General features: G+C 57.6%; 18 protein-coding genes and 1 pseudogene. 13 read left to right on the top strand and 6 right to left on the bottom strand.

Annotated features, from left to right (window positions below; all coding sequences use genetic code 11):
* Positions 1 to 42: 42 nt before the first annotated feature.
* Together gap and AC1M2H_RS15210 are read right to left on the bottom strand one after the other, a co-directional pair.
* Positions 43 to 1,041, bottom strand: coding sequence for a type I glyceraldehyde-3-phosphate dehydrogenase (gap, locus tag AC1M2H_RS15215; RefSeq protein WP_480147970.1), 999 nt, complete (start codon positions 1,039 to 1,041; stop codon positions 43 to 45).
* 303 nt (positions 1,042 to 1,344) lie between these two features.
* A complete protein-coding gene (locus AC1M2H_RS15210) occupies positions 1,345 to 2,877 on the bottom strand; it encodes a diguanylate cyclase (protein WP_480147969.1) in 1,533 nt (510 codons plus the stop codon).
* Between the two features lie 620 nt (positions 2,878 to 3,497).
* On the opposite strand from AC1M2H_RS15210, the gene AC1M2H_RS15205 reads away from it, so the two are divergent.
* Together AC1M2H_RS15205 and AC1M2H_RS15200 are read left to right on the top strand one after the other, a co-directional pair.
* A complete protein-coding gene (locus tag AC1M2H_RS15205) occupies positions 3,498 to 4,040 on the top strand; it encodes a DUF3916 domain-containing protein (RefSeq protein ID WP_480147968.1) in 543 nt (180 codons plus the stop codon).
* Between the two features lie 343 nt (positions 4,041 to 4,383).
* Positions 4,384 to 6,117: an ABC transporter ATP-binding protein gene (locus AC1M2H_RS15200; protein ID WP_480147967.1), complete on the top strand. Its 1,734-nt coding sequence runs from the start codon at positions 4,384 to 4,386 to the stop codon at positions 6,115 to 6,117.
* A gap of 251 nt (positions 6,118 to 6,368) precedes the next feature.
* Here the strand turns inward: AC1M2H_RS15200 and AC1M2H_RS15195 are convergent, their stop codons facing one another.
* Positions 6,369 to 6,635 (bottom strand): hypothetical protein, encoded by a 267-nt coding sequence (locus tag AC1M2H_RS15195; protein WP_480147966.1) that lies wholly within the window; start codon positions 6,633 to 6,635, stop codon positions 6,369 to 6,371.
* 711 nt (positions 6,636 to 7,346) lie between these two features.
* On the opposite strand from AC1M2H_RS15195, the gene cybB reads away from it, so the two are divergent.
* From cybB to AC1M2H_RS15175, 4 genes are all read left to right on the top strand, one after another.
* Complete coding sequence (gene cybB, locus AC1M2H_RS15190) at positions 7,347 to 7,874, top strand: cytochrome b561 (RefSeq protein WP_480147965.1); 528 nt, start codon at positions 7,347 to 7,349, stop codon at positions 7,872 to 7,874.
* A gap of 67 nt (positions 7,875 to 7,941) precedes the next feature.
* The gene (locus AC1M2H_RS15185) at positions 7,942 to 8,112 is read left to right on the top strand and encodes a hypothetical protein (RefSeq protein WP_480147964.1); all 171 of its coding nucleotides are present in this window, start codon (positions 7,942 to 7,944) and stop codon (positions 8,110 to 8,112) included.
* 104 nt (positions 8,113 to 8,216) lie between these two features.
* The gene (locus tag AC1M2H_RS15180; RefSeq protein WP_480147963.1) at positions 8,217 to 8,492 is read left to right on the top strand and encodes a metal/formaldehyde-sensitive transcriptional repressor; all 276 of its coding nucleotides are present in this window, start codon (positions 8,217 to 8,219) and stop codon (positions 8,490 to 8,492) included.
* 24 nt (positions 8,493 to 8,516) lie between these two features.
* Positions 8,517 to 9,635, top strand: a complete 1,119-nt coding sequence (locus AC1M2H_RS15175) for an S-(hydroxymethyl)glutathione dehydrogenase/class III alcohol dehydrogenase (protein ID WP_480147962.1) — start codon at positions 8,517 to 8,519, stop codon at positions 9,633 to 9,635.
* Between the two features lie 167 nt (positions 9,636 to 9,802).
* On the opposite strand, the gene AC1M2H_RS15170 is transcribed toward AC1M2H_RS15175, so the two are convergent.
* Positions 9,803 to 10,726 carry a LysR substrate-binding domain-containing protein gene (locus AC1M2H_RS15170; RefSeq protein WP_480147961.1) on the bottom strand — a complete coding sequence of 308 codons (924 nt, stop codon included), beginning with the start codon at positions 10,724 to 10,726 and terminating at the stop codon, positions 9,803 to 9,805.
* 663 nt (positions 10,727 to 11,389) lie between these two features.
* Here AC1M2H_RS15170 and hglS point away from each other — a divergent pair.
* Together hglS and AC1M2H_RS15160 are read left to right on the top strand one after the other, a co-directional pair.
* Positions 11,390 to 12,733: a 2-oxoadipate dioxygenase/decarboxylase HglS gene (gene hglS, locus AC1M2H_RS15165; protein ID WP_480147960.1), complete on the top strand. Its 1,344-nt coding sequence runs from the start codon at positions 11,390 to 11,392 to the stop codon at positions 12,731 to 12,733.
* Positions 12,734 to 12,775: 42 nt separating this feature from the next.
* Complete coding sequence (locus AC1M2H_RS15160; protein WP_480147959.1) at positions 12,776 to 14,284, top strand: carboxylesterase/lipase family protein; 1,509 nt, start codon at positions 12,776 to 12,778, stop codon at positions 14,282 to 14,284.
* On the opposite strand, the gene AC1M2H_RS15155 is transcribed toward AC1M2H_RS15160, so the two are convergent.
* Complete coding sequence (locus AC1M2H_RS15155) at positions 14,223 to 15,119, bottom strand: LysR family transcriptional regulator (RefSeq protein WP_480147958.1); 897 nt, start codon at positions 15,117 to 15,119, stop codon at positions 14,223 to 14,225. The genes AC1M2H_RS15160 and AC1M2H_RS15155 overlap by 62 nt on opposite strands.
* A gap of 189 nt (positions 15,120 to 15,308) precedes the next feature.
* On the opposite strand from AC1M2H_RS15155, the gene ycaC reads away from it, so the two are divergent.
* From ycaC to rimL, 5 genes and pseudogenes are all read left to right on the top strand, one after another.
* The gene (gene ycaC / locus AC1M2H_RS15150; RefSeq protein WP_480147957.1) at positions 15,309 to 15,932 is read left to right on the top strand and encodes an isochorismate family cysteine hydrolase YcaC; all 624 of its coding nucleotides are present in this window, start codon (positions 15,309 to 15,311) and stop codon (positions 15,930 to 15,932) included.
* 144 nt (positions 15,933 to 16,076) lie between these two features.
* Positions 16,077 to 17,246 (top strand): methionine aminotransferase, encoded by a 1,170-nt coding sequence (locus tag AC1M2H_RS15145; RefSeq protein WP_480147956.1) that lies wholly within the window; start codon positions 16,077 to 16,079, stop codon positions 17,244 to 17,246.
* 11 nt (positions 17,247 to 17,257) lie between these two features.
* A pseudogene (locus AC1M2H_RS15140) lies at positions 17,258 to 18,020 on the top strand (transporter substrate-binding domain-containing protein).
* Between the two features lie 189 nt (positions 18,021 to 18,209).
* The gene (locus AC1M2H_RS15135; RefSeq protein WP_480147955.1) at positions 18,210 to 19,865 is read left to right on the top strand and encodes a glucan biosynthesis protein; all 1,656 of its coding nucleotides are present in this window, start codon (positions 18,210 to 18,212) and stop codon (positions 19,863 to 19,865) included.
* Between the two features lie 62 nt (positions 19,866 to 19,927).
* Positions 19,928 to 20,506, top strand: coding sequence for a 50S ribosomal protein L7/L12-serine acetyltransferase (gene rimL / locus AC1M2H_RS15130; RefSeq protein WP_480147954.1), 579 nt, complete (start codon positions 19,928 to 19,930; stop codon positions 20,504 to 20,506).
* On the opposite strand, the gene ydcK is transcribed toward rimL, so the two are convergent.
* A complete protein-coding gene (gene ydcK / locus AC1M2H_RS15125) occupies positions 20,498 to 21,484 on the bottom strand; it encodes a YdcK family protein (RefSeq protein WP_480147953.1) in 987 nt (328 codons plus the stop codon). The genes rimL and ydcK overlap by 9 nt on opposite strands.
* Positions 21,485 to 21,579: the final 95 nt, after the last annotated feature.

Genomic DNA, 21,579 nt, shown 5'->3' with positions numbered 1-21,579 from the left:
TGAAAAGGCGGATAGCCGAGGGCTATCCGCTGCGGTTACAGCCTATTTAGCAAACTTATCCAGCACGCGGATAAGCTGGGTGACGAAGCCGTATTCGTTGTCGTACCACGCCACGGTTTTGACCAGCTGAACGTCGCCCGCCTCGGCGACTTCAAGCTGGGTGGCGTCGTAAATCGAGCCAAAGTGGCTGCCAACCACGTCGGATGAGACGATCTCCTCTTCGGTATAGCCGAAGGATTCATTATTCGCCGCCGTGTTCTTCATCGCCTGATTGACCTCTTCGGCGGTGACCTTTTTCTCAAGAATCGAGACCAGTTCGGTGACCGATCCGGTTTTGGTCGGCACGCGCTGGGCGTGGCCCTTCAGCTTGCCGCTGAGCTCCGGAATGACCAGACCAATCGCCTTCGCCGCCCCGGTGGTGTGCGGGATGATGTTTTCCGCCGCCGCGCGCGAGGCGCGTAGATCTTTGCCGCGCGGACCGTCCACCAGCGACTGGGTGCCGGTGTAGGCGTGAATGGTGGTCATCGTGCCGAGCCGGATGCCGAAGGCATCGTTGAGCACTTTGGCCATCGGCGCCAGGCAGTTGGTGGTGCAGGAGGCGACGGAGATAATGGTGTCATCCGCGGTGAGGGTGTCGTCATTGACGTTGTAGACGATGGTTTTCATATCGCCGGCGGGGGCGGAGATCAGAACCTTTTTCGCCCCGGCGCTCAGGTGGGCCTGGGCTTTTTCCGTCGAGGTATAGAAACCGGTGCACTCAACGATAAGCTCCGCACCTGCGCTTTCCCACGGAATGTTCCGGGCCTCTTTCTCCGCATAGACGGTGATGCTCTTACCGTTGACGATCAGCGCATCGTCGGTGAAGTCGACGCTCCACGGGAAGGGACCGTAGTTAGAGTCATGTTTTAGCAGATAGGCCAGCACTTTTGGCAAGGTGAGGTCGTTGATGGCCACCACTTCCAGCGGACTGTTAACTTCCAATAAACGGCGTAATACCAGACGTCCGATACGACCAAAACCATTAATTCCAAGCTTGCTCATGGAAAATCTCCTGGTGAGTCGGTTAGAGGGTAAAACTCATACAGGCATACTCCAGTCGGTCGATTTGGGCAACCCGCAAAATCGACCGGGCGGCTAAGCTTTTGAAAAAACGCTACAGAAAAATTAACGTATTCGGCGATGAAGAGGGGCAGGAAAACGTTCCCCGGCGGGGCAGACTCGCGCGGTACGAGCCTGCTGTCGCGGGAAATAACCGCTGCGGTCATCGCGGAGAATAGGGTGACGCCGGAGAATTTTTGCCTCTCAGCCTTATGGAACCTGTATTGCGCAGTAATTCACGCTCGTTCAGAGGTGGGAGAAGCCCTGCGTCGTGCTGATAACCACGGTATTGCGGCCGGAGCGTTTGGCTTCATAGAGCGCCAAATCAGCTTTACGCAGCACGGTATAAACATCATTGCCGCTATCGCCGAACCTGGCGACGCCGAGGGAGATTGTCACCCTATCGGCGTGGGGGTAATCGGCATTTTCGATCGCCATCCGGATGCGTTCAGCCGCGGCGGCGGCCGCTTTCAGGCTGCTAGCAGGCAGGAATACGACAAACTCCTCCCCGCCAAACCGGCAGGCAACCTGCCCGTCGGCGCAGAGGTTGCGCAGCTTCTCGCTGAAGGTAACCAGCACAGCATCGCCGCCGCCATGCCCGTGCAGATCGTTAATCTTTTTAAAATGGTCGATATCAATCGCGATGATGCAGCGATCGGCGGAAGCAGGGGACTGTTTTAGTAGGGTGCTGAAACCCTTGTGGTTATAGAGTCCGGTAAGCGAGTCCGTCATCGTTTCATCGCTGAGGGCGTTTACCCGCCGGGCCATTATCTGTAGATGCAGGCTAAAAGCCTCTTTCAGGCGTTCCGCTTCCTTGTACCAGACGTGAATATTGGCCAGCTTTTTGAGCGTGGAATCGTTGTTTTCCTCGCGCGTAAATTCGGCGAGCTTTTCCAGCGGAGCCGAAATGATGGCGGCAAAAATCGTTACGGTCGTCACCGTGAGGATGATGATCGCGAGCGTGAACCAAAACGCGTTAACTACCGTCTGCATTAATATACGGGATACGCTTTCCGACGCTCCCGAGATGATGACCTTCCAGTCGGCCTGCTTCAGGCTGGCGTAGCCAACCAGGTTGCCGCCGCTTTTGTCATCGCCAAAAAAGTGGCCGTTTTGCGCTTTGATAATCTGTTCCCGCAGGCCGGGGGCAGAGTTAAAACCGCTTCCCACCCGTGCTGGATCGCGATTAAAAATTATCTTGCCGTCATTATTGATGACGCTGACGTCCGTGGTATTTTCATAAAAATGCATGCTCAGGATATCGCTGAGCATGCTCTCTTTTTGCAGGTAGATGCTGCCGCCGATAAAGCCGAGATAGTCGCCGCCTGGGCCAAATAATGGCTGCGAGACAAAGACGACGTAATTACCCGCCGCCGAGACGAAGGGTTGAGAGATAAAGAGTTTTTTAGAGGCAATGGCCTGCCGACTAGCGTCAGAGTGGAGCTTTATTCCCACCAGCTTCAGGCTCTCCGGAGAGGCGGCGGCAATCACGGCGTCGGAATTCACGATCACCACCGAGTTGAAAAAGCCGGACTGCAGGCGCAGCCGTTCAGCTTCGTTTTGCAGCGGACGATGGTCGGCAAGAGTTTTTATCTGCCCGGCGCTGTAGGCCAGCTCCCGCTGCGCCGTCACCAGGTAGCGGTCAGTGGTATCCGCCAGCTTACGGGCGTAGGCGAGGTTGTTCTCGAGCAGCCGATCCTCAATGTTGCCCTTCTGGAAAAGCGTCAGGGCGCTGAGCAGCAGCATTGATGTCAGCAGGATCCCTCCGACGGACAACATCAGCATGAGGGGGCGCAGATGCAGTTTTTTCCCTGGCATAGCTCTTCACGTATCTCAAAAATTTTGCGCATTTTATCAGTTTTTGAGCGCTGAATATAAGCGGCTTCTGCTGCGCCGGCGGTGGATAGCAGCTTCTGACAAGCGGGCAGCCGTTCGGTATGACGGCGCTCCCTCGTCGGGGATGATAATCGCCGCTATTCATATGATATGCGGGATACCGAATAGAGGACGCAGTCAGAGGGTCATTGCCGGGGAACGGTACGTGACATGGCTCCAGTAGCCTGAACCGGTACTCGCAATTTTTTTCCACCCCAGCTGCGTTAATTCCTGCGAAATAAAGGTGTGATGTTTTCCCGGTTGCAGAAGGCCTTTTGGGTATTTCAATTCCGGTGCGAAGCATCGATTTCGCGGGTGAAGATGTCGTATTACGCAGACTTGAACAGCTTGAGTATTTTGACCTCTGGCAGGGCTGCTGGCGAAAACCCAAGCGATGTTGGTTCTGGTGAAGTTCAGCTCTGAGCGAGTAGCTGATATTCTTGTGAAAAATATGTCGCTCGATTACAGTGAAGTTATTTTCGACCAAAACGATAGCCAGCTGAACAAGCAGGAAGTTAAAAGATATGAGCAGGAGAATATGCAGGGATAACCGCACCAAAATACGAAATATTCCCCGTCGTATAAAATCACTTAACCGTTGGGCTGAAACTTTTCATAACCCAGTTCGTGCAGTTTTTCCGGAAGAGCAACGTTACTGGAATTATAAGATACCGGTAGAAATTAATCTTGTTGAAGGAAAACACAGCAAGCAGAAAGTTAGGGCTGATTGTGCGCAAGCCATGATCGATGCCTGTTCCAACTTGATGCTCGCTACAGCAGATTGCGATAATACCCCTCGAATTACTGCCGTAATTTGTCTCCCGGATATGTTTACAAGTGAGGTCTGTTTATTTCACTCAGCGGAATACTTTCAAGGCTTCATTACAGAGAGGAGTTCTGAAAATGGTTCATCGGTACTCATCAGGGAACGAAGCCTTGCCCGGGAGTGGGGGCTTATTCTTCCCGATGGGGTTCAGGAATTAGGTATTAAGCTTGACTATTATGGTGGTGACGACCCGGATGAGTGGTTTTCAGGCGAACGCTGGTATTATGGACAATTACAGTGACCTGCCTATTTAGCGATTTAACTGCAAGAGTAACTGAATACCTCAGGATACTCACCAGGCCTACTGTCATTATTGGGTTTATCAATTGTCATTAGCAAATTAGCAGCCAATGAAAAAATCTTCGCCAACGCAACCAGGCCTGGATCTCCCGGCAATTATGAACTGCTCCTGGCACAACGCGGGCAGAACCGAGGCGCATGACTTCTGCTAAGAGAGAAGCGGCGGTTCCTCTCGCAGCTCTTTTCCCCGCTCAGCAAACTCTATTAATGCAATTGAGTGCCATTCTCATCTATCATTATCCGCAATTCACGATCCATAGCTGCTGTAACAAGGGAGGTCGTCAGTGCTACTGGCTATCAGGTACGTCTTCGCGTCATGCCCATTTCGTATTAGCGCGCTCATCGCCGTTGTATTGCTCCAGGGGTTGATACCGGCCCTCAACGTTTTTATGACCGGCCAGATAATCAATACGCTGCATGCGACGCAAACCACCGACGGCGAGCTGATGCTGAGCGTTGCAATTTGGTGTGTCTCACTCCTCGGCATGCAGCTTATGCAGCCCCTGGTCAATCTTGTTCAGGGCGATGTCACGGAGATTTCGACCAATCATTTCAGCGCCAGGATCATGTGCCGGATGAATGATTCCTTTTCCCTGAGCCTGTTTGATAACAAGGCGCGCTATGAGCAGCTGGAATATTTGCAAAAAGAAGCAGCCTACCGGCCGCTTAATTTCATTATCTGTATCATTTACGTTATGCGGGCAGCCGTCATGGCCGGCAGCCTGCTGCTGGTTTTAATCGGTTACTCAGGGGCAGGAGCGGCCATTTGTGCGCTCTCCGCAATACCGATGATTGTCATCAATGTTCGTATCCAGCAGAAATACGTACGAGATTTATTCTTAAATTCCAAAGAGGCCATTGCGATGCGCTACGTATACGGCGTCAGTATGGACAAGAGTTTTTTGCAGGAAATCCGCCTTTACGGGCTGGGACAATATCTGCTGAATAAATTCAACGCCTCCGCCCGCAGCACCTATGCTCGCATGCACAAGCAGCGCATCCGCGCGCTTATCACGCCCGTACCGGCGATGGTGCTGAGCCTGTTAATGCTGTTTGCGGGCGTGTCTCTTTTCCTGAGCAACTTGCGCAGCAGCGATATTGCGGTGGGGGCGCTGGTGATGGTGTTCCAGTCCATTGTAATGATGAAATCTCACCTCGACGAGATAGCCAACTTTGGTTCGAGTCTGGTCAGTATGAGCAGTTTTTTCACCCGCTATCATTCGTTTATGACGGATGAGATCGAACCGGTAAAAAATGGTCATCTTACGCTAGCCGCCGAAAAGCCTTTTGCTCTCAGTATTCGCAATCTCCGGTTTCAGTATGAGGGACGTAATCATCCGGCCCTGAATGAGGTTAACCTTGAAATTGCTCCAGGTGAAAAGGTCGCTATTCTCGGCGATAACGGCAGTGGGAAAACCACGCTGATTAAAATCATCCTGCGTATGTATGGCTTCAGCGAAGGAGCGGTGTCGGTGTCGGGCGTTCCGCTTGAGATGCTGGATATCGAAAACTATCGGAATCAGATAGCAACCGTGTTTCAGGACTACGGAAAATATGAGTTCACGGTGGGTGAGAATATTGCCCTGAAGAACTACGATGCTGAAAAAAATTCGCCAGAGGTTGATGAATTGCTGAAACAGGTAGGCTTCCCGTATGACCAGCGCACCCGGCTGGGCAAGCAGTTCGGCGGCGATGAGCTCTCCACGGGGCAGTGGCAGCGACTGGCGATTGCGCGAGCGCTATACCGAAAAGCCAGTTTGTTTATTTTTGATGAGTTCTCGTCGTCACTCGATCCCGAAACCGAACATCGGCTGTTTAATGACATTCTTGCCCTGAACACAACCGTGCTCGCCGTGACGCACAGGCTCGGTAACATCAAAGAGTTCGACAGGATTATTGTGATGTCCGCTGGAAAGGTCATCGAAAATGGCGACTTCGCAGCGCTAATGAGCCTCCAGGGAAAATTTTACGACATGTGGCATGCGCAGTTTAAATCAGTGATAGCCCCGGCTGTTTAAGCCGCCGGAATAAAACGCAGAGGTTTTTATATGTCATTCCTGAGGTAAATTGCCCAAAGAAAACGCTGTTGCACTTTGGCCTGTGGCTGTAAGGAGAACCGTATATCCGGGTGAAGGATAATTCTCTTTTACTACTGGCCGACGCTGAATCGTTGTCCATCTGCATCCAAATTCAGGAAGTGGGGCGCGGATCGTTGAAACCGCTGAATGCCCGCGCCCGCTGCGGCCCGATAAATACCGGGAACAAGAGGTTAAGCAGGGCGGCTTAGTTTCTTAAGCAGGGCCGACATACTCCAGTTAATAATGAATGACGCTACCACTCCGATAACCCATGGAATTTTGGATCCCGCAAAAAACCGCTCTCCAATAATGTCACCCAGCGCCAGACAGGTAAAAATCGATGAAAAATAGAGCCACGATCTTAAAACGTTGAGGTTGTTAAACACTGTCATCATCCTTTGATTTTCGAACACCGAACCATCTCCCATTGAAGCTGCCGAAAGCAACTGCCAAATCATTGGATTGACAGAGCATAGCGGTGCTAACCGTGTCGATATCTTGCCGGGATATGCTGCCGTAGCCTTACTGACGGTTTGCTACCGGGACATCTGCAGGCCTGTTTCTATTCTACGTTAATGGGAAGTTCAATATGGAGCGAATGCGGCGGCAAAGCCGTTAGCAACCGAGCCCAGGCTGCGTTGATTGCGGCTGCCGCCCGCCGCAGGTGCTGTTCCCGGCGCGATGAGGTGGCCCGCCCGGGATCCATATGCAAGAGCACAAGGGCGGGCCTTTGGCTATAGGGGGTCTACAACCGTTGCGAATTTTACCATTTAAGATATGGCCGAAATATTAAAACCCTGTCCAGGCAAACGATTTAAGATTAACCTCAGCTTAGGCATCAATGCGTTGGAGCAGAGTGAGGTGGTGGTACAAAAACCGCCCGGCCTCAGGGACGTTGGTACCGACGGAAATGCCGCCTGTATACGTTCATTAGCGTCAACCGAGGGTATGAGACGTGAGAGACGAAACTAAAGAGGCCATGCGTATGTTTTTCGGCAGCAGGTGTTACACCGCTGACAATCTTGAAAGGGATTACCTGTCCTAACCCCTTGTATTCCCACTAAACGCATGATTACTCGCGATTGTTTCTTATAAGTACGTAAAAGTTAATGAATTTTTAATAAAAGGTCGTTATGTTGTCGGCATCACTGTTTTGTTAAGGGTTTTTCATGCGCGATAAATACTCCGGCCTGCAGATAGGCATCCACTGGCTGGTATTTTTATTAGTGGTTGGCGCCTACGCCGCCATGGAGCTGCGGGGCTTCTTCCCCCGCAGCGACCGGCCGCTGATTAACATGATTCATGTTTCCTGCGGTATTTCCATCTGCGTACTGATGGTGGCGCGGCTGCTGGTGCGCCTGAAATCGCCCGCACCGCCGATTGTGCCGAAACCATCGCCGATGATGACCGGCCTCGCGCACCTCGGGCACTTGGTTATCTTTGTGCTGTTCATCGCCTTGCCGGTCGTCGGCATGGTCATGATGTATAACCGCGGCAACCCGTGGTATGCGTTTGGCCTGACGATGCCCTTTGCGGCGCAAAGTAATTTTGAGCTGGTGGATACGCTGAAGGGGGTGCACGTTCTGCTGGCGAATACCGGCTATTTTGTCATTGGCCTGCATGCGCTGGCGGCGCTGATGCATCACTACCTGTGGAAAGACAACACGCTGCTGCGCATGATGCCGCGCAGGCGCTAGCCGCCGTTCGATTTTGAATTCAGACCCCGCCCCGAGCGGGGTTTTTTTATCGCTTTAAGCGCAGAGTGTGATACATCCGATCGCCCCAACGGGAAGAGGGGATGAAGCGCCAGCGCTATGGGAAATCCGCAATCAGGCGATACGCCGCAGCTTTGTGGCGCTCGGTGAAAAGTGGCTGCCATCAAAGCTCGCCAATGCCGATTTAGGCCGTGTGGATATGATGCTGGAGCTGAGCTGAGCCCAAAACCGCGCCGCTGTGCTACGGTTAAAGCGGCGTTTCAATTTGCCATATTGCTTAATTAAATATAGTATACCCCCCTATATGATATGGAGGGCGTCACCGTGCCACATTCACCTGAAGATAAAAAGCGCGCCCTGAGCCGCGTGCGCCGTATTCGCGGGCAAGTCGAGGCGCTTGAGCGCGCGCTGGAGTCCGGCGAATCCTGTATGACAATCCTGCAGCAGATCGCCTCGATTCGCGGCGCAGCCAACGGTTTGATGGGGGAGATGGTGGAAATTCATCTCCAGGACGAGCTGGTAAGCGGCGAAACCACCCCCGACCAAAGAGCGATACGCATGGCGGAAGTCGGCCATCTGCTACGATCCTATTTAAAATAAATCACGACGAAGGAAGAGACCCTTATGAAATCACGTGCAGCAGTCGCGTTTGGCCCGGGCCAGCCGCTGAAGATCGTTGAGATTGACGTCGCACCGCCGAAAAAAGGCGAAGTGCTGGTCAAAATCACCCATACCGGTGTCTGCCATACCGATGCTTTTACCCTCTCCGGCGACGATCCGGAAGGCGTGTTCCCGGCGGTGCTGGGCCACGAAGGCGGCGGCATTGTCGTTGAAGTGGGCGAAGGGGTGACCAGCCTGCAGCCGGGCGATCACGTTATTCCTCTGTACACCGCCGAGTGCGGCGAGTGCAAATTCTGTAAATCCGGCAAAACCAACCTCTGCCAGGCGGTTCGCGCTACCCAGGGCAAGGGCCTGATGCCGGATGGCACCACCCGTTTCTCCTACAACGGCGAGCCGATTTATCACTATATGGGCACCAGCACCTTCAGTGAATACACCGTTTGCGCGGAGATTTCGCTGGCGAAAGTTAACCCGCAGGCTCCGCTGGAAAAAGTCTGTCTGCTGGGCTGCGGCGTGACCACCGGGATCGGCGCCGTCCACAACACCGCCAAGGTGAAAGAGGGCGATACGGTGGCGGTATTCGGCCTCGGCGGAATTGGCCTGGCGGTTATTCAGGGCGCGGCACAGGCGAAAGCCGGGCGTATTCTGGCGGTCGATACCAATCCGGATAAGTTCGCACTCGCCAAAGAGATGGGCGCAACCGACTTTATCAATCCGCGTGATTATGAAAAGCCGGTGCAGGACGTCATCGTTGAACTCACCGACGGCGGCGTGGACTTCAGCTTTGAGTGTATCGGCAACGTCAACGTTATGCGTTCGGCGCTGGAGTGCTGCCATAAAGGCTGGGGCGAGAGCGTGATTATCGGCGTGGCCGGTGCGGGTCAGGAGATTAAAACCCGGCCGTTCCAGCTGGTAACCGGCCGCGTATGGCGCGGTTCCGCATTCGGCGGCGTCAAAGGGCGCACACAGCTGCCGGGGATGGTGGAAGACGCGATGGCGGGTAAAATTCGCCTCGATCCGTTTATTACCCACCGCCTGCCGCTGGATCGGATCAACGACGCGTTTGACCTGATGCACGAAGGTAAATCAATTCGTACCGTTATCCATTTCGGCGACCAGTAACGGGCAGAACGGGTTGACGCCAAACAACCGGGTTCCCTCGCTGGGGAAAGTAGCTGCTGGCGGCTTCGTCGGCAGCTATGACGGCTCGGCGCGGTGGGCTTTGAATCGTCGCGCCATTTTCCCCTGCCGCCGTCAACGTCCGGCCAGCGTCAACGTAGTGAAACCCTTCAAGCAGGCATTGATTTTCGAATCGCGCTGAGCAGGGTCTGCGCGCCGGAGGTCAGGGGGGCATCAACCCGGGTCAGAATGCCGATTGGTTCACCAGCGCCCTGCGTCGGTACCGGCAGCGCGCTAAGCAGGCCGCGCCGCAGGTCGTCCTTCACCGCTCCGGTGGGGACGAACCAGATATAGTCGTAATTAACGGTTAGCTGGCGCGACAGCGACGCCGAGAGCGTCTCGATACAGCCCGCGGGAATTTTACAGCCCTGGCTTTGCAGCAGCGTTTCGGCATTCTGGCGGGGGAGCGTCCCCTTAGGCGAAACGACGACCGGCCAGTCCATCACCCGGCTGAGCGTCACCGTCTCCTGCAGCAGCGGGTGTCCGGGGCGAACCACCAGCTTCAGGGATTCCAGAAACAGCAGCTCATAGTTCAGGCCGCTCATCAGCTCCGGGTCGGACATGCGCCCGATGCCAATATCAATCTCCCCCGATTTCAGCCCCGCCAGCAGCATGGTGTTATTCATAGTGGCGACCTGCAGGGTGATATCTTTCTGCTGCTGGTGAAACTGGCCGATTACCGCCGGCAGAATGCCGAGCGCGGCGGTAGGCAGCGCGCCGATGCGCACCACGTCGGGGTTTATCCCCTCTTTGCGGTTAAGCGCCTGACCTGCGGTGTTGAGCGCGTCAAGGACCTTTACCGCGTGGGTTAGAAACTGCTCCCCGACCAGCGTCAGCTGGGCGCCAAGCCGCCCGCGCTCAAAAAGCCGCGTTCCGGTCAGCTGCTCCAGCTCGTTCAGCGTTTTTGATAAAGCGGGTTGGCTAAGATTAAGAGTTTCAGCCGCGCGCCCCAGCGTTCCCTGTTGAGCGACGGCCACGAAGGTGTGTAGATGGCGCAAGCGAATGCGCTGACTAAAGAGAGCGTTTTTTTCCATAATTGATACTAAAAACAGAGCGGTATGAGTGACAAGCGATATTGTTGAAATTTGATAACCCAATGGCAAAATATTATTAACATTTACTCTTGTTCTATTACAAATAATTTTACCTGACGCTAAAAAGCCGATGCGAGGGCGAAACCGGGGGCGCGATGACCGTAAAGATCGAAAAAGACGATTTCGGCGCGCGCGTTTCGTGCCGGGCAATGAGCGTCCGACGATGAACCTCCCACGCGATCGGATTGCGCACCGGATCGTCCCGCCTGGCCTCCTGCTCGTCGACAGGCGAGCTCTGCGGGGAGAGCGACGCATTGCGCGGCGAGCGCAGGACGCTGATTTTGTCGCCCGGGCCCTGGCGGGAGAATGGCTGTTATCGTCGCGATGAATCGCTTCCCGTGGAGACCATTTATCGTTTATGGGGGTACGTACCGCGTTTTATTCGCTTCAGGGCATCTTGTTTTAATATCGCCAGAAACGGTACATGTAAATGTTTTGTTGATTTAAAGTGAAATTAAAGGGGTTTTTTCATAACTCAGGGTTATGTTCCGCGCCGGGCAAAGGGCAGGGGCAGGTTACCCGCATCACAGTTTGTAAATTCTTCCTGCTGGCGCGAGATGCCTTCTCTACACTCCAGGAAGTATTCACTGGAGGTAAGACATCATGGCGAACAACATCACGGCTGATGAGATTCGGGAACATTTTTCACAGGCGATGTCGGCGATGTATCAGCAGGAAGTTCCGCAGTACGGGACGCTGCTCGAGCTGGTAGCGGACGTCAATCTGGCGGTACTGGAGCACAATCCCCGGCTGCATGAGCAGCTGGCGAACGCCGACGAGCTGGCCCGGCTGAACGTTGAGCGCCACGGCGCAATCCGCGTCGGCACCGCTGAAGAGCTGGCGACGCTGCGCCGTATGTTTGCCATCATGGGGATGTTCCCCGTGAGCTATTACGATCTCTCCCAGGCCGGAGTGCCGGTCCATTCCACCGCCTTTCGCCCCGTTGACGATGCCGCCCTGGCGCGCAATCCGTTCCGTATTTTCACCTCGCTGCTGCGCCTGGAGCTGATCGCCAGCGAGGAACTACGCCAGCGGGCGGCGGAGATTCTGGCTAAGCGCGATATTTTTACCCCGCGCTGTCGGGAGCTGATTGCGCAGCACGAAGAGAGCGGCGCTTTCACGCCCGCGCAAGCGCGGGAGTTTGTGCGCGAGGCGCTGGAAACCTTCCGCTGGCACAGCCACGCTACGGTAGATGATGAAACCTATCACGCCCTGCAGAACGAGCACCGGCTGATTGCCGACGTGGTCTGCTTCCCGGGCTGCCACATTAATCACCTGACGCCGCGCACGCTGGATATCGACCGGGTGCAGGCCCTGATGCCGGAGTGCGGCATCGTGCCTAAGGCGCTGATTGAAGGTCCGCCGCGCCGGGATGTACCTATTCTGCTGCGCCAGACCAGCTTTAAAGCGCTGGAGGAGCCGGTGATTTTTGCCGGGGAGCATCGGGGCACCCATAGCGCCCGGTTTGGCGAAATCGAACAGCGCGGGATCGCGCTGACGCCGAAGGGGCGGGCGCTGTACGATCGCCTGCTGAACGAGGCCGGGGTCGGAAAAGACAACCTCCAGCATCAGCGCCACCTGCAGGATGTGTTCAGCCAGTTCCCGGATAGCGAGTTTCTGCTGCGCCAGCAGGGGCTGGCGTGGTTCCGCTATCGGCTGACGCCGGCGGGAGAAGCCCATCGTCAGGCCTTCGGTCCCGGCGACGATCCGCAGCCGCTGATTGAGCGCGGCTGGCTGATTGCCCAGCCGATTATTTATGAAGACTTTTTGCCGGTGAGCGCCGCGGGGATCTTCCAGTCTAATTTGGGCAACGAAACCCAGGCCCGCAGCCACGGCAACGCCAGCCGCGAGGCCTTCGAAACGGCCCTCGGCTGCCCGGTACTCGACGAGTTTGAACTCTATCAACAGGCGGAAGAACGCAGTAAACGGCGTTGCGGTCTGCTCTGAAACCGGTACTCTGCTGGCATAAACCGCAAAAGGAAGCAGGTCATGCAGAATCCGTCTACGCCGCTGGTGAAAACTCGCCAGGGCACTTTATCCGGGATCTCAGAGCAGGGGATTGATATCTGGCGCGGCATCCCCTTCGCCGCGCCGCCGGTTGGCGAACTGCGCTGGCGCGCCCCGCGCCCGCCGGAACGCTGGCAGGGCGTGCGCCGGGCTGATGCCTTCTCCGCCGCCAGCTGGCAGGACGTTGAGTACTGCCGCGAGCTGGGAGGCGGCGATCCCGGCCGCTTCTCGGAGGACTGTCTCTATCTCAACGTCTGGTCGCCCGCCGTCCGCACCCAGCCGCTGCCGGTAATGGTCTGGCTGCACGGCGGCGGCTTTACCATCGGCGCCGGCAGCCTGCCGCCGTACGACGGCCTGGCGCTGGCGGGCCGGGAGGTTGTGGTGGTGACGGTGAACTACCGGCTGGGGCATCTCGGCTTCTTCGCGCATCCGGCTCTGGAAGGCGAGGAGGACGAGCCGGTGTATAACTTTGCGCTGCTCGATCAAATTGCCGCCCTGCAGTGGGTGCAGGAAAATATTCACGCCTTCGGCGGAGATGCGGCCAACGTTACCCTGTTCGGCGAGTCGGCCGGCGCGCGCAGCGTGCTGTCGCTGATGGTCTCGCCAAAGGCCAGGGGACTATTCCATAAAGCGATTATCCAAAGCGGCTATACGCTGCCCGACCTCCCGCGCGCCAGGGCGCTGGAGAAGGGGCGGCTGTTGGCGGAGCATTTTTCGCTGCCGAACGCCAGCGCGGAGCAGCTGCGGGCGATCCCCGCAGAGGCCTTCTGGCCGCTTACCGCGCCGCTAAGTATCGGCCCGGCGCCGATTGTCGGCGATGCGGTGCTGCCGCAGCCGATGCTGGAGACCTTTTTCGCTGGCCGTCAGCATCCCATGCCGGTGATGGTCGGCTCAAACAGCGACGAGGCCAGCGTGATGGCGGTCTTCGGCGTTGATATTGCCGGGCAGATCCAGAAGCTGCGCCGCGAGCGGCGCTTCGGCCTCGGGCTGATTAAACTGCTCTATCCCGGCGTCAAGGGCGACGCGGCGCTCGGCCGAGAAGTATGCCGGGATATGGCCTTCACTACCCTCGGCTACGTGGTGATGCAGGCCCAGCAGCGGGGTGGGCAGCCCTGCTGGCGCTACTGGTTCGACTACGTGCCGCAGGCCGTGGATGAGACCTATCCGCACGGCGCGTGGCACGGGGACGAGGTGCCCTACGTTTTTGATACCCTCGCGCTTGCCGAGCCGGTGCGCGGCTATGCCGATGATGACGATAAAGCCTTTGCCGGGCAGATAGCCGACTACTGGGCCAGCTTCGCCCGCCTTGCCGGCAACGGCTGCAGCGAGCTGCCGGGCCCGGTGCGCTGGCTGGCCTGCCGGCGTGGCCGCGATCGGCTGCTGCGTATCGGGCTGCATAAAAGGGTGGGGTTTAAGCTGGAGAACCGCTTTATGCGCGCGCGGCTGGCGCTGTTCCGTCGGGTGATGCGCCATCACGTGACCCTGGATTAACCAGCTCCTCGCGAAACCGCGCCAGGCCATCGGCTTTGCTCTGCGACGCCCGCACCAGCAGGCGGTAGCTGGCGCCGGTTTTCACGCTGAGGGCGAACGGGCGCGCCAGCCGGCCAAGCCGCAGATCTTCCGCCACCAGCGTCGCATCGGCGATGGCGATCCCCAGCCCCTGCATGGCGGCGGTGATCGCCAGATCCATGGTATCGAAGTGCTGGTTTTTGCGCATCGCCAGCGGCGCATCCGGAGAGTAGCGGGTCAGCCACAGCGACCAGTCGGTTTTATCCCGCGTCGGATGTAAAAACGTCGCGCCGTCGAGGCGGGCGTCGCAGGGCGTACTGCCGCTGATAACCGGCGTCAGCGCCTCTTCAAACAGCAGATCGCCGGCGCTTTGATGGGTGCCGAAAACGATCGCCGCATCGTAGGGCTCCGTTTTGAAGTTAACGCTATGTTCGGTGGTGGTGGTCAGAGCTATCTGCAGCTCCGGGTGGCGCTGCTCTATCGCCACCAGCTTTGGCACCAGCCAGCGGATGGCGCAGGTCGGCGCCTTCAGGCGCACCACGGTTTGCTGCTGGCGGGCCTGTTCGGCGACGGTCACCAGGCGGCCAAACGCCGACTGGAGCTCCGGGTAGAGGGCGCTGCCCTGGGGCGACAGGCGCAGCCCGCGCGCGTGGCGTTCAAAAAGCGGAAAACCGAACCAACCTTCCAGCGCCGCAATCTGGCGGCTCACCGCGCCCTGGGTCAGGCACAGCTCGCGCGCGGCGTGGGTCAGGTTGAGGTGCCTGGCGGTCACCAGAAAGGTCTCGACGGTATTAAAAGGCAGGGCGCTCCGCGACATGTCGTCTCCAGCTATGCATTTTGATCATAGGCAGTATGCCACGCTTCGTTCCGGGAATGGGACAATGCGTTGCACTTTCGCCGTCTAATCAGCGGCCCGCCGGTAAACTATGATCGACCTTATAGCGAGAACATCTGCCGGAGCGCCCGCTCTGGCGGGATCATCTGATGTTAATATGAGGAGAAGGTCATGGCTAAACCGTACGTTCGTCTGGATAAGAGTGATGCAGCGGTGCTGCTGGTCGATCATCAGGCCGGGCTGCTGTCGCTGGTGCGCGATATCGACCCGGATAAATTCAAGAACAACGTCCTCGCCCTTGGCGACCTGGCAAAATATTTCGGCCTGCCCACCATCCTGACCACCAGCTTTGAAAACGGCCCCAACGGCCCGCTGGTGCCGGAGCTGAAAGCGCAGTTCCCGGATGCGCCCTATATCGCCCGCCCGGGCAATATTAACGCCTGGGATAACGAAGATTTCGTCAAGGCGGTGAAGGCCACCGGCAAGAAGCAGCTGATTATCGCCGGGGTGGTCACCGAGGTGTGCGTGGCGTTTCCGGCGCTGTCGGCCATCGAAGAGGGCTTTGATGTCTTCGTGATAACCGACGCTTCGGGGACTTTTAACTCGATTACCCGCGACGCGGCATGGGATCGGATGTCGCAGGCCGGCGTGCAGCTGATGTCGTGGTTTGGCGCAGCCTGTGAGCTGCATCGCGACTGGCGAAATGATATTGAAGGGCTGGGGACGCTATTCTCTAACCACATCCCGGACTATCGCAACCTGATGACCAGCTTTAACACCTTAACCAACAAGTAATCCCTGCCGCGGCCGGCCTGCGGCTGGCCGCTCTTCTTTCTCAGCCATGATCAAATCTCATAGCTACTATGACAACAATTCGTTTGTCGCCGTCGGTAGCTTTAGATTGAATGGTTATGCAAATATAATGAGAAAGGATTAACCATGCGTCTCAGTTCTCCGCTGACCACCCGCTCCAAACTACCCGACGTCGGCACGACCATTTTTAGCGTCATCGGCCAGCTCTCCGCCGAGCATAATGCGATCAACCTTTCTCAGGGCGCGCCCAATTTTGCCTGCGATAGCCGGCTGGTTGAGGGGGTAACGCGGGCGATGGCCGCAGGGCATAACCAGTATGCGCCGATGACCGGCCTGCGCGTGCTAAAGGAGCGCATCGCCGAGAAAATCGCCGCGTTCTACGGCACCCGCTACGACGTTGACGACGAAATTCTGATCACCGCCAGCGCCAGCCAGGGGCTCTACTCCGCCATCGGCGGGCTGGTGCACCCCGGCGATGAGGTTATCTATTTCGAACCGGCGTTCGACAGCTACGCGCCGATTGTTCGCCTGCAGGGGGCCACGCCGGTGGCGATCAAGCTGACGGTGCCCGATTTCGCCATCAACTGGGACGAAGTCGCCGCCGCCATCACGCCGCGGACGCGGATGATCGTGATCAACACGCCGCATAATCCCAGCGGCCAGGTTCTCTCCGCCGACGATTTAGCCCGCCTGGCGGCGCTGACCCGCAATACCGATATCGTTATTTTGTCGGATGAGGTGTATGAACACGTGGTGTTCGACGGGGAGCGGCACCACGGGATGGCCACCCATCCTCAGCTGGCGGAGCGCAGCGTGATCGTCTCCTCCTTTGGCAAAACCTATCACGTGACCGGCTGGCGGGTAGGCTACTGCGTCGCGCCGGCGGCGCTGATGGATGAAATCTGCAAGGTCCACCAGTTTCTGATGTTTTCGGCCGATACCCCGATGCAGTACGCGTTTGCTGAGCAGATGACCGACCCGAGTTCCTGGCTGGGGCTGGCGCCGTTCTACCAGAAAAAGCGCGATCTGCTGCGTCAGCAGCTGGCGGATTCGCCGTTTCGCCTGCTGCCGAGCGCCGGCTCCTTCTTTATGCTGGCGGACTATAGCCACTTCAGCGATGAAAGCGACAGCGAGATGGTGAAGAGGCTGATCGTCGACTACGGCGTCGCCACCATTCCACTGTCGGCGTTTTACGCGGATGGTACTGATAACAAACTGATTCGGCTCTCTTTTGCTAAAGATGAAGCCACGTTACGGGCCGGCGCGCAGGCGCTGTGTCACGTTAAGCCGCGCTGAGGAGCTACACGATGAAAATAAAAGCCCTTACCCTCGCTTTGGGGATGATTTGCACCTTCTCCTCCTTTGCCGCCAGCGAATTGCGCTACGGCGTGGAAGCGGAATACCCGCCGTTTGAAAGCCGCAATACGGCCGGAGAGTTGGAAGGTTTCGATATTGATCTCGGAAACGCCATTTGTCAGGCGGCGCAGCTCAAGTGCAGCTGGGTGGAGACCTCGTTTGATGCGCTGATCCCGGGGCTGGTGGCGAAGAAATTCGACGCCATTAACTCGGCGATGAACATTACTGAACAGCGGCGCAAGAGCATCGACTTTACCCAGCCGATCTACCGCATCCCGTCGCAGCTGGTCGGGAAGGCCGACAGCGGCATGCAGGCCACTCCTGAAGGACTGAAGGGGAAAACCATCGGCGTATTGCAGGGTTCCATTCAGGAAACCTACGCCAAAGAGCACTGGGAAAAACACGGCGTCAGCGTGGTCTCCTATAAGGACCAGAATATGGCGTGGGCCGACCTGCTCAACGGGCGCATCGACGCTTCGCTGGTGATGTCCGCCGCCGGGCAGGCCGGCTTCCTCAGCAAGCCGCAGGGCAAAGGCTTTGGCTTTATCGGCAAGCCGGTGGCTGACGATACGATCCTCGGCAGCGGGATTGGCTACGGGCGACGAGGCGACGAAAAAGCAGCTTGATGCGGCGATTGATAAAGTGCGCGCCGACGGCACCATCGCCCGACTGGCGGCGAAATACTTCCCGGGCATCGACGTTAGCGTTAAATAATGCGCCATTCTCCGCCGGTTTATCCGGCGGGGAATTCAGTCTGGTCCGCTGGACATATTTTTTTCACGCTTTTTCTGTCGCCAACAATTGGATTATTAATCGTTTTTGTCTAGAGTGAGCGAAATTCACGACGCATCTGTTTGTCGCGTTGCCTCCCAACTGGCATAACTGAAGGACGCTTTCTCAGGCATGAATCGCAGACGTTTTCTTAAATCTTCCATGGCCGTTGCCGCCGTATGCGGAACGTCAGGAGTCGCCTCTCTTTTCTCAAAAGCCGCGCTTGCTGAAGAATCGGGCATTGCCGACGGGCAGACGCGCCGCTTTGACTTTTCCGTGCTTCAGGGAATGGCCCACGATCTCTCTCGTCAGCCCTGGGGCGGCGCGCCGCGCGACCTGCCGCCGACGCTGGCGAACCTGACGCCGCAGGCCTATAACAGCATCCAGTACGATGCCGGGCACTCGCTGTGGAACAACATCGAAGATCGCAAGCTGGATATCCAGTTCTTCCACGTCGGCATGGGCTTCCGCCGCCGGGTGCGCATGTTCTCCCTGGATACGCAGAGCCAGCAGGCGCGTGAAATTCACTTCCGTCCGGAGCTGTTTAACTACAACGACGCCGGCGTAGACACCCGGCAGCTGGTCGGGCAGACCGACCTCGGCTTCGCCGGGTTCCGCGCCTTCAAAGCGCCGGAGCTGGCGCGTCGCGATATCGTGGCGTTCCTCGGCGCGAGCTACTTCCGCGCGGTGGACAGCACCTACCAGTACGGGCTATCCGCCCGCGGCCTGGCGGTGGACACCTTTACCGACACCCCGGAAGAGTTCCCGGACTTTACCTCGTTCTGGTTTGAAACCGTCAAGCCGGGTGCCGCCGTCTTTACCGTCTACGCGCTGCTCGACAGCCCGAGCGTGACCGGCGCCTACAAGTTCGTGATCAACTGCCAGGAGACGCAGGTGATTATGGATGTGGAAAACCACATCTACGCCCGCAAGGACATCAAGCAGCTCGGCATCGCGCCGATGACCAGCATGTTCAGCTGCGGCAACAACGAACGGCGGACCTGCGATACCATCCACCCGCAAATTCACGACTCCGATCGCCTCGCTATGTGGCGCGGCAACGGCGAGTGGGTATGCCGCCCGCTGAATAACCCGCAGAAGCTGCAGTTCAACGCCTTCCAGGATAAGAACCCGCGCGGTTTCGGCCTGCTGCAGCTCGACCGCGACTTCTCGCACTATCAGGACATTATGGGCTGGTACAACAAACGCCCAAGCCTGTGGGTTGAGCCGCGCAACCAGTGGGGCAAGGGGGCGGTCAGCCTGATGGAGATCCCGACCACCGGCGAGACGCTGGATAATATCGTCTGCTTCTGGCAGCCGGAAAAAGCGATCAAGGCGGGCGACGAGCTGGACTTCAGCTACCGCCTCTACTGGAGCGCGCAGCCGCCGGTCCGTTCGCCGCTGGCCCGGGTGCTGGCCACCCGCACCGGCATGGGCGGCTTCCCGGAAGGCTGGGCACCGGGCGAGCACTATCCGGACAAGTGGGCCCGCCGCTTTGCGATTGATTTCGTCGGCGGAGACCTGAAGGCCGCGGCGCCGAGAGGCATCGAGCCGGTGATCACTCTCTCCAACGGCGAGGCGAAGCAGGTTGAAATCCTCTACGTTGAACCGTTTGATGGCTACCGCATCCAGTTCGACTGGTATCCGACCAACGACTCCACCGATCCGGTAGAGATGCGCATGTTCCTGCGCTGCCAGGGCGATGCGATTAGCGAAACCTGGCTGTATCAGTATTTCCCGCCCGCCGCGAACGAGCGTCGCTACGTCGATGACCGGGTGATGAAGTAACCGTCCTGCAGGCCGATCTGTCCGAACGCGGCAGGTCGGCCTGCGCGCAGTGAGAGAGTGCGATGACCACAGAAAATACCCCCGCAGCGGAAGAGATCGTCGTAAACGACCGGCTGGTGCTGCGCGCCGTCGATGAGCGTTACGTCACCGTCTTGCATCAGCTGGTGGAAAAAAACAAAGGCTGGCTTCAGCACTCGCTGAGCTGGCCGGCAGAGGTGCTCAGCGAAGATGAAACCCGGCGCCACGTGCAGGGCAACGTCATGCTGCACCAGCGCGGCTACGCCAAAATGTTTCTGCTGTTCCAGCAGGATGAGATGGTCGGCGTTCTGTCGTTTAACCAGATTGAACCGATCAATAAGACGGCCTATATCGGCTACTGGATTGACGAAAGCCACCAGGGGCAGGGGCTGCTCTCGCAGGCGCTACAGGCCTTTATGGACTACTATGCGCGCAGCGGCGTCGTGCGCCGCTTCGTGATTAAGTGCCGGGTCGCTAACCGCAAAAGTAATCAGGTGGCCTTGCGCAACGGGTTCACCCTCGAAGGCTGTCTGCAGCAGGCGGAATATCTGAACGGCTCCTATGACGACCAGAATATCTACGGGCGGATTATCGATTACCGCGCCGCAGAGGATTCACGGTGACAGAAAGCCGGCCAGCGGCGTGCGGGTGATATGCTCGTCGCCGCCGATAAGCTTGCGGCCGCGCAGGTGAATCGCCTCCCCGTTAAGGGCTTCAATCAGCGCGTTATCGCTAATTTCCACCTGATGTTCGATCACCACGTCGCCGCTGACGCGGGCGTGGCCCGCAATTAGCACCTCGTCATCCAGCAGAATGGGGCCGCCGCAGAGCCGGGCGTGACCGCCCACCATCACCCGATGCTTGAGCAGGCAGTTGCCCTCGACCACCGCATTTTCCGCCACCTGAGAGCTGTAGCGCAGGGTCGGGATGGCGTCCTCTTCGCGCCCGGCGATCAGCCGCGCGTGGTCGTACACCCTCGCGTTATCGCAAACCCAGACGTCGTTGACCTCGTTGCCCTCCAGCCGGGCGTGGTCGAAAATCTCCGCCCGATGCTCCACGAAGGCCCGCTCGACGAAGGCATCGCCGTAAATTTGCGCCTGATGGACGATCCGCGAGGCGCTGACCGTGGCCCGCTGGTAAATTTGCAGGATTTTTTCACCGCCGTCGGTAAGACCCTGGGCGGCGATAATCAGGCAGCGGGGGAGGATTCGCGCCTCGTCGGCCAGCCGGCAGCGGCCGCGCACCTGCGAATCGGTGATAGTGACGTTGTCACAAATGTGGGCGTAGTGGCTGACGTCGACGCTCTCCAGCCGGGCATTGCCGCCGACGATGGCGCCGTGGCTGACGGTGCAGGTGCCGCGGAGCCGCGCGTTGCCTTCAACCCGCGCGCCGGCGAACACCGCGCTGTTGGCGTCATAGATCCAGCACTCTCCCTCCTGGCTCAGGGCCGCCTCATCGTCCAGCCAGCCGCCTTCGCTGCCTGCTTTCACGTCGGCGAAATCACGTAAGGCCACAATTTGCCGCAGGTTTACGCTATGTTTAATTCCGTCCTCCTGGTAGTGGAACTGGCGAACCTGCGCGCCCAGGCAATATTTATTCATCCGTGGCTCCCTTTACTTTTGCTTAACATAAACATAGCAAAGATCTCCGTAGCGCGTTTTCAAAGGTTCTTTTAAAATGCGACTTAAAGATAAAT

It is taken from the genome of Klebsiella sp. F11, assembly GCF_056712265.1.
Note: the sequence above shows the minus strand (reverse complement) of the source record. Positions and strands in the feature narration are given on the sequence as shown.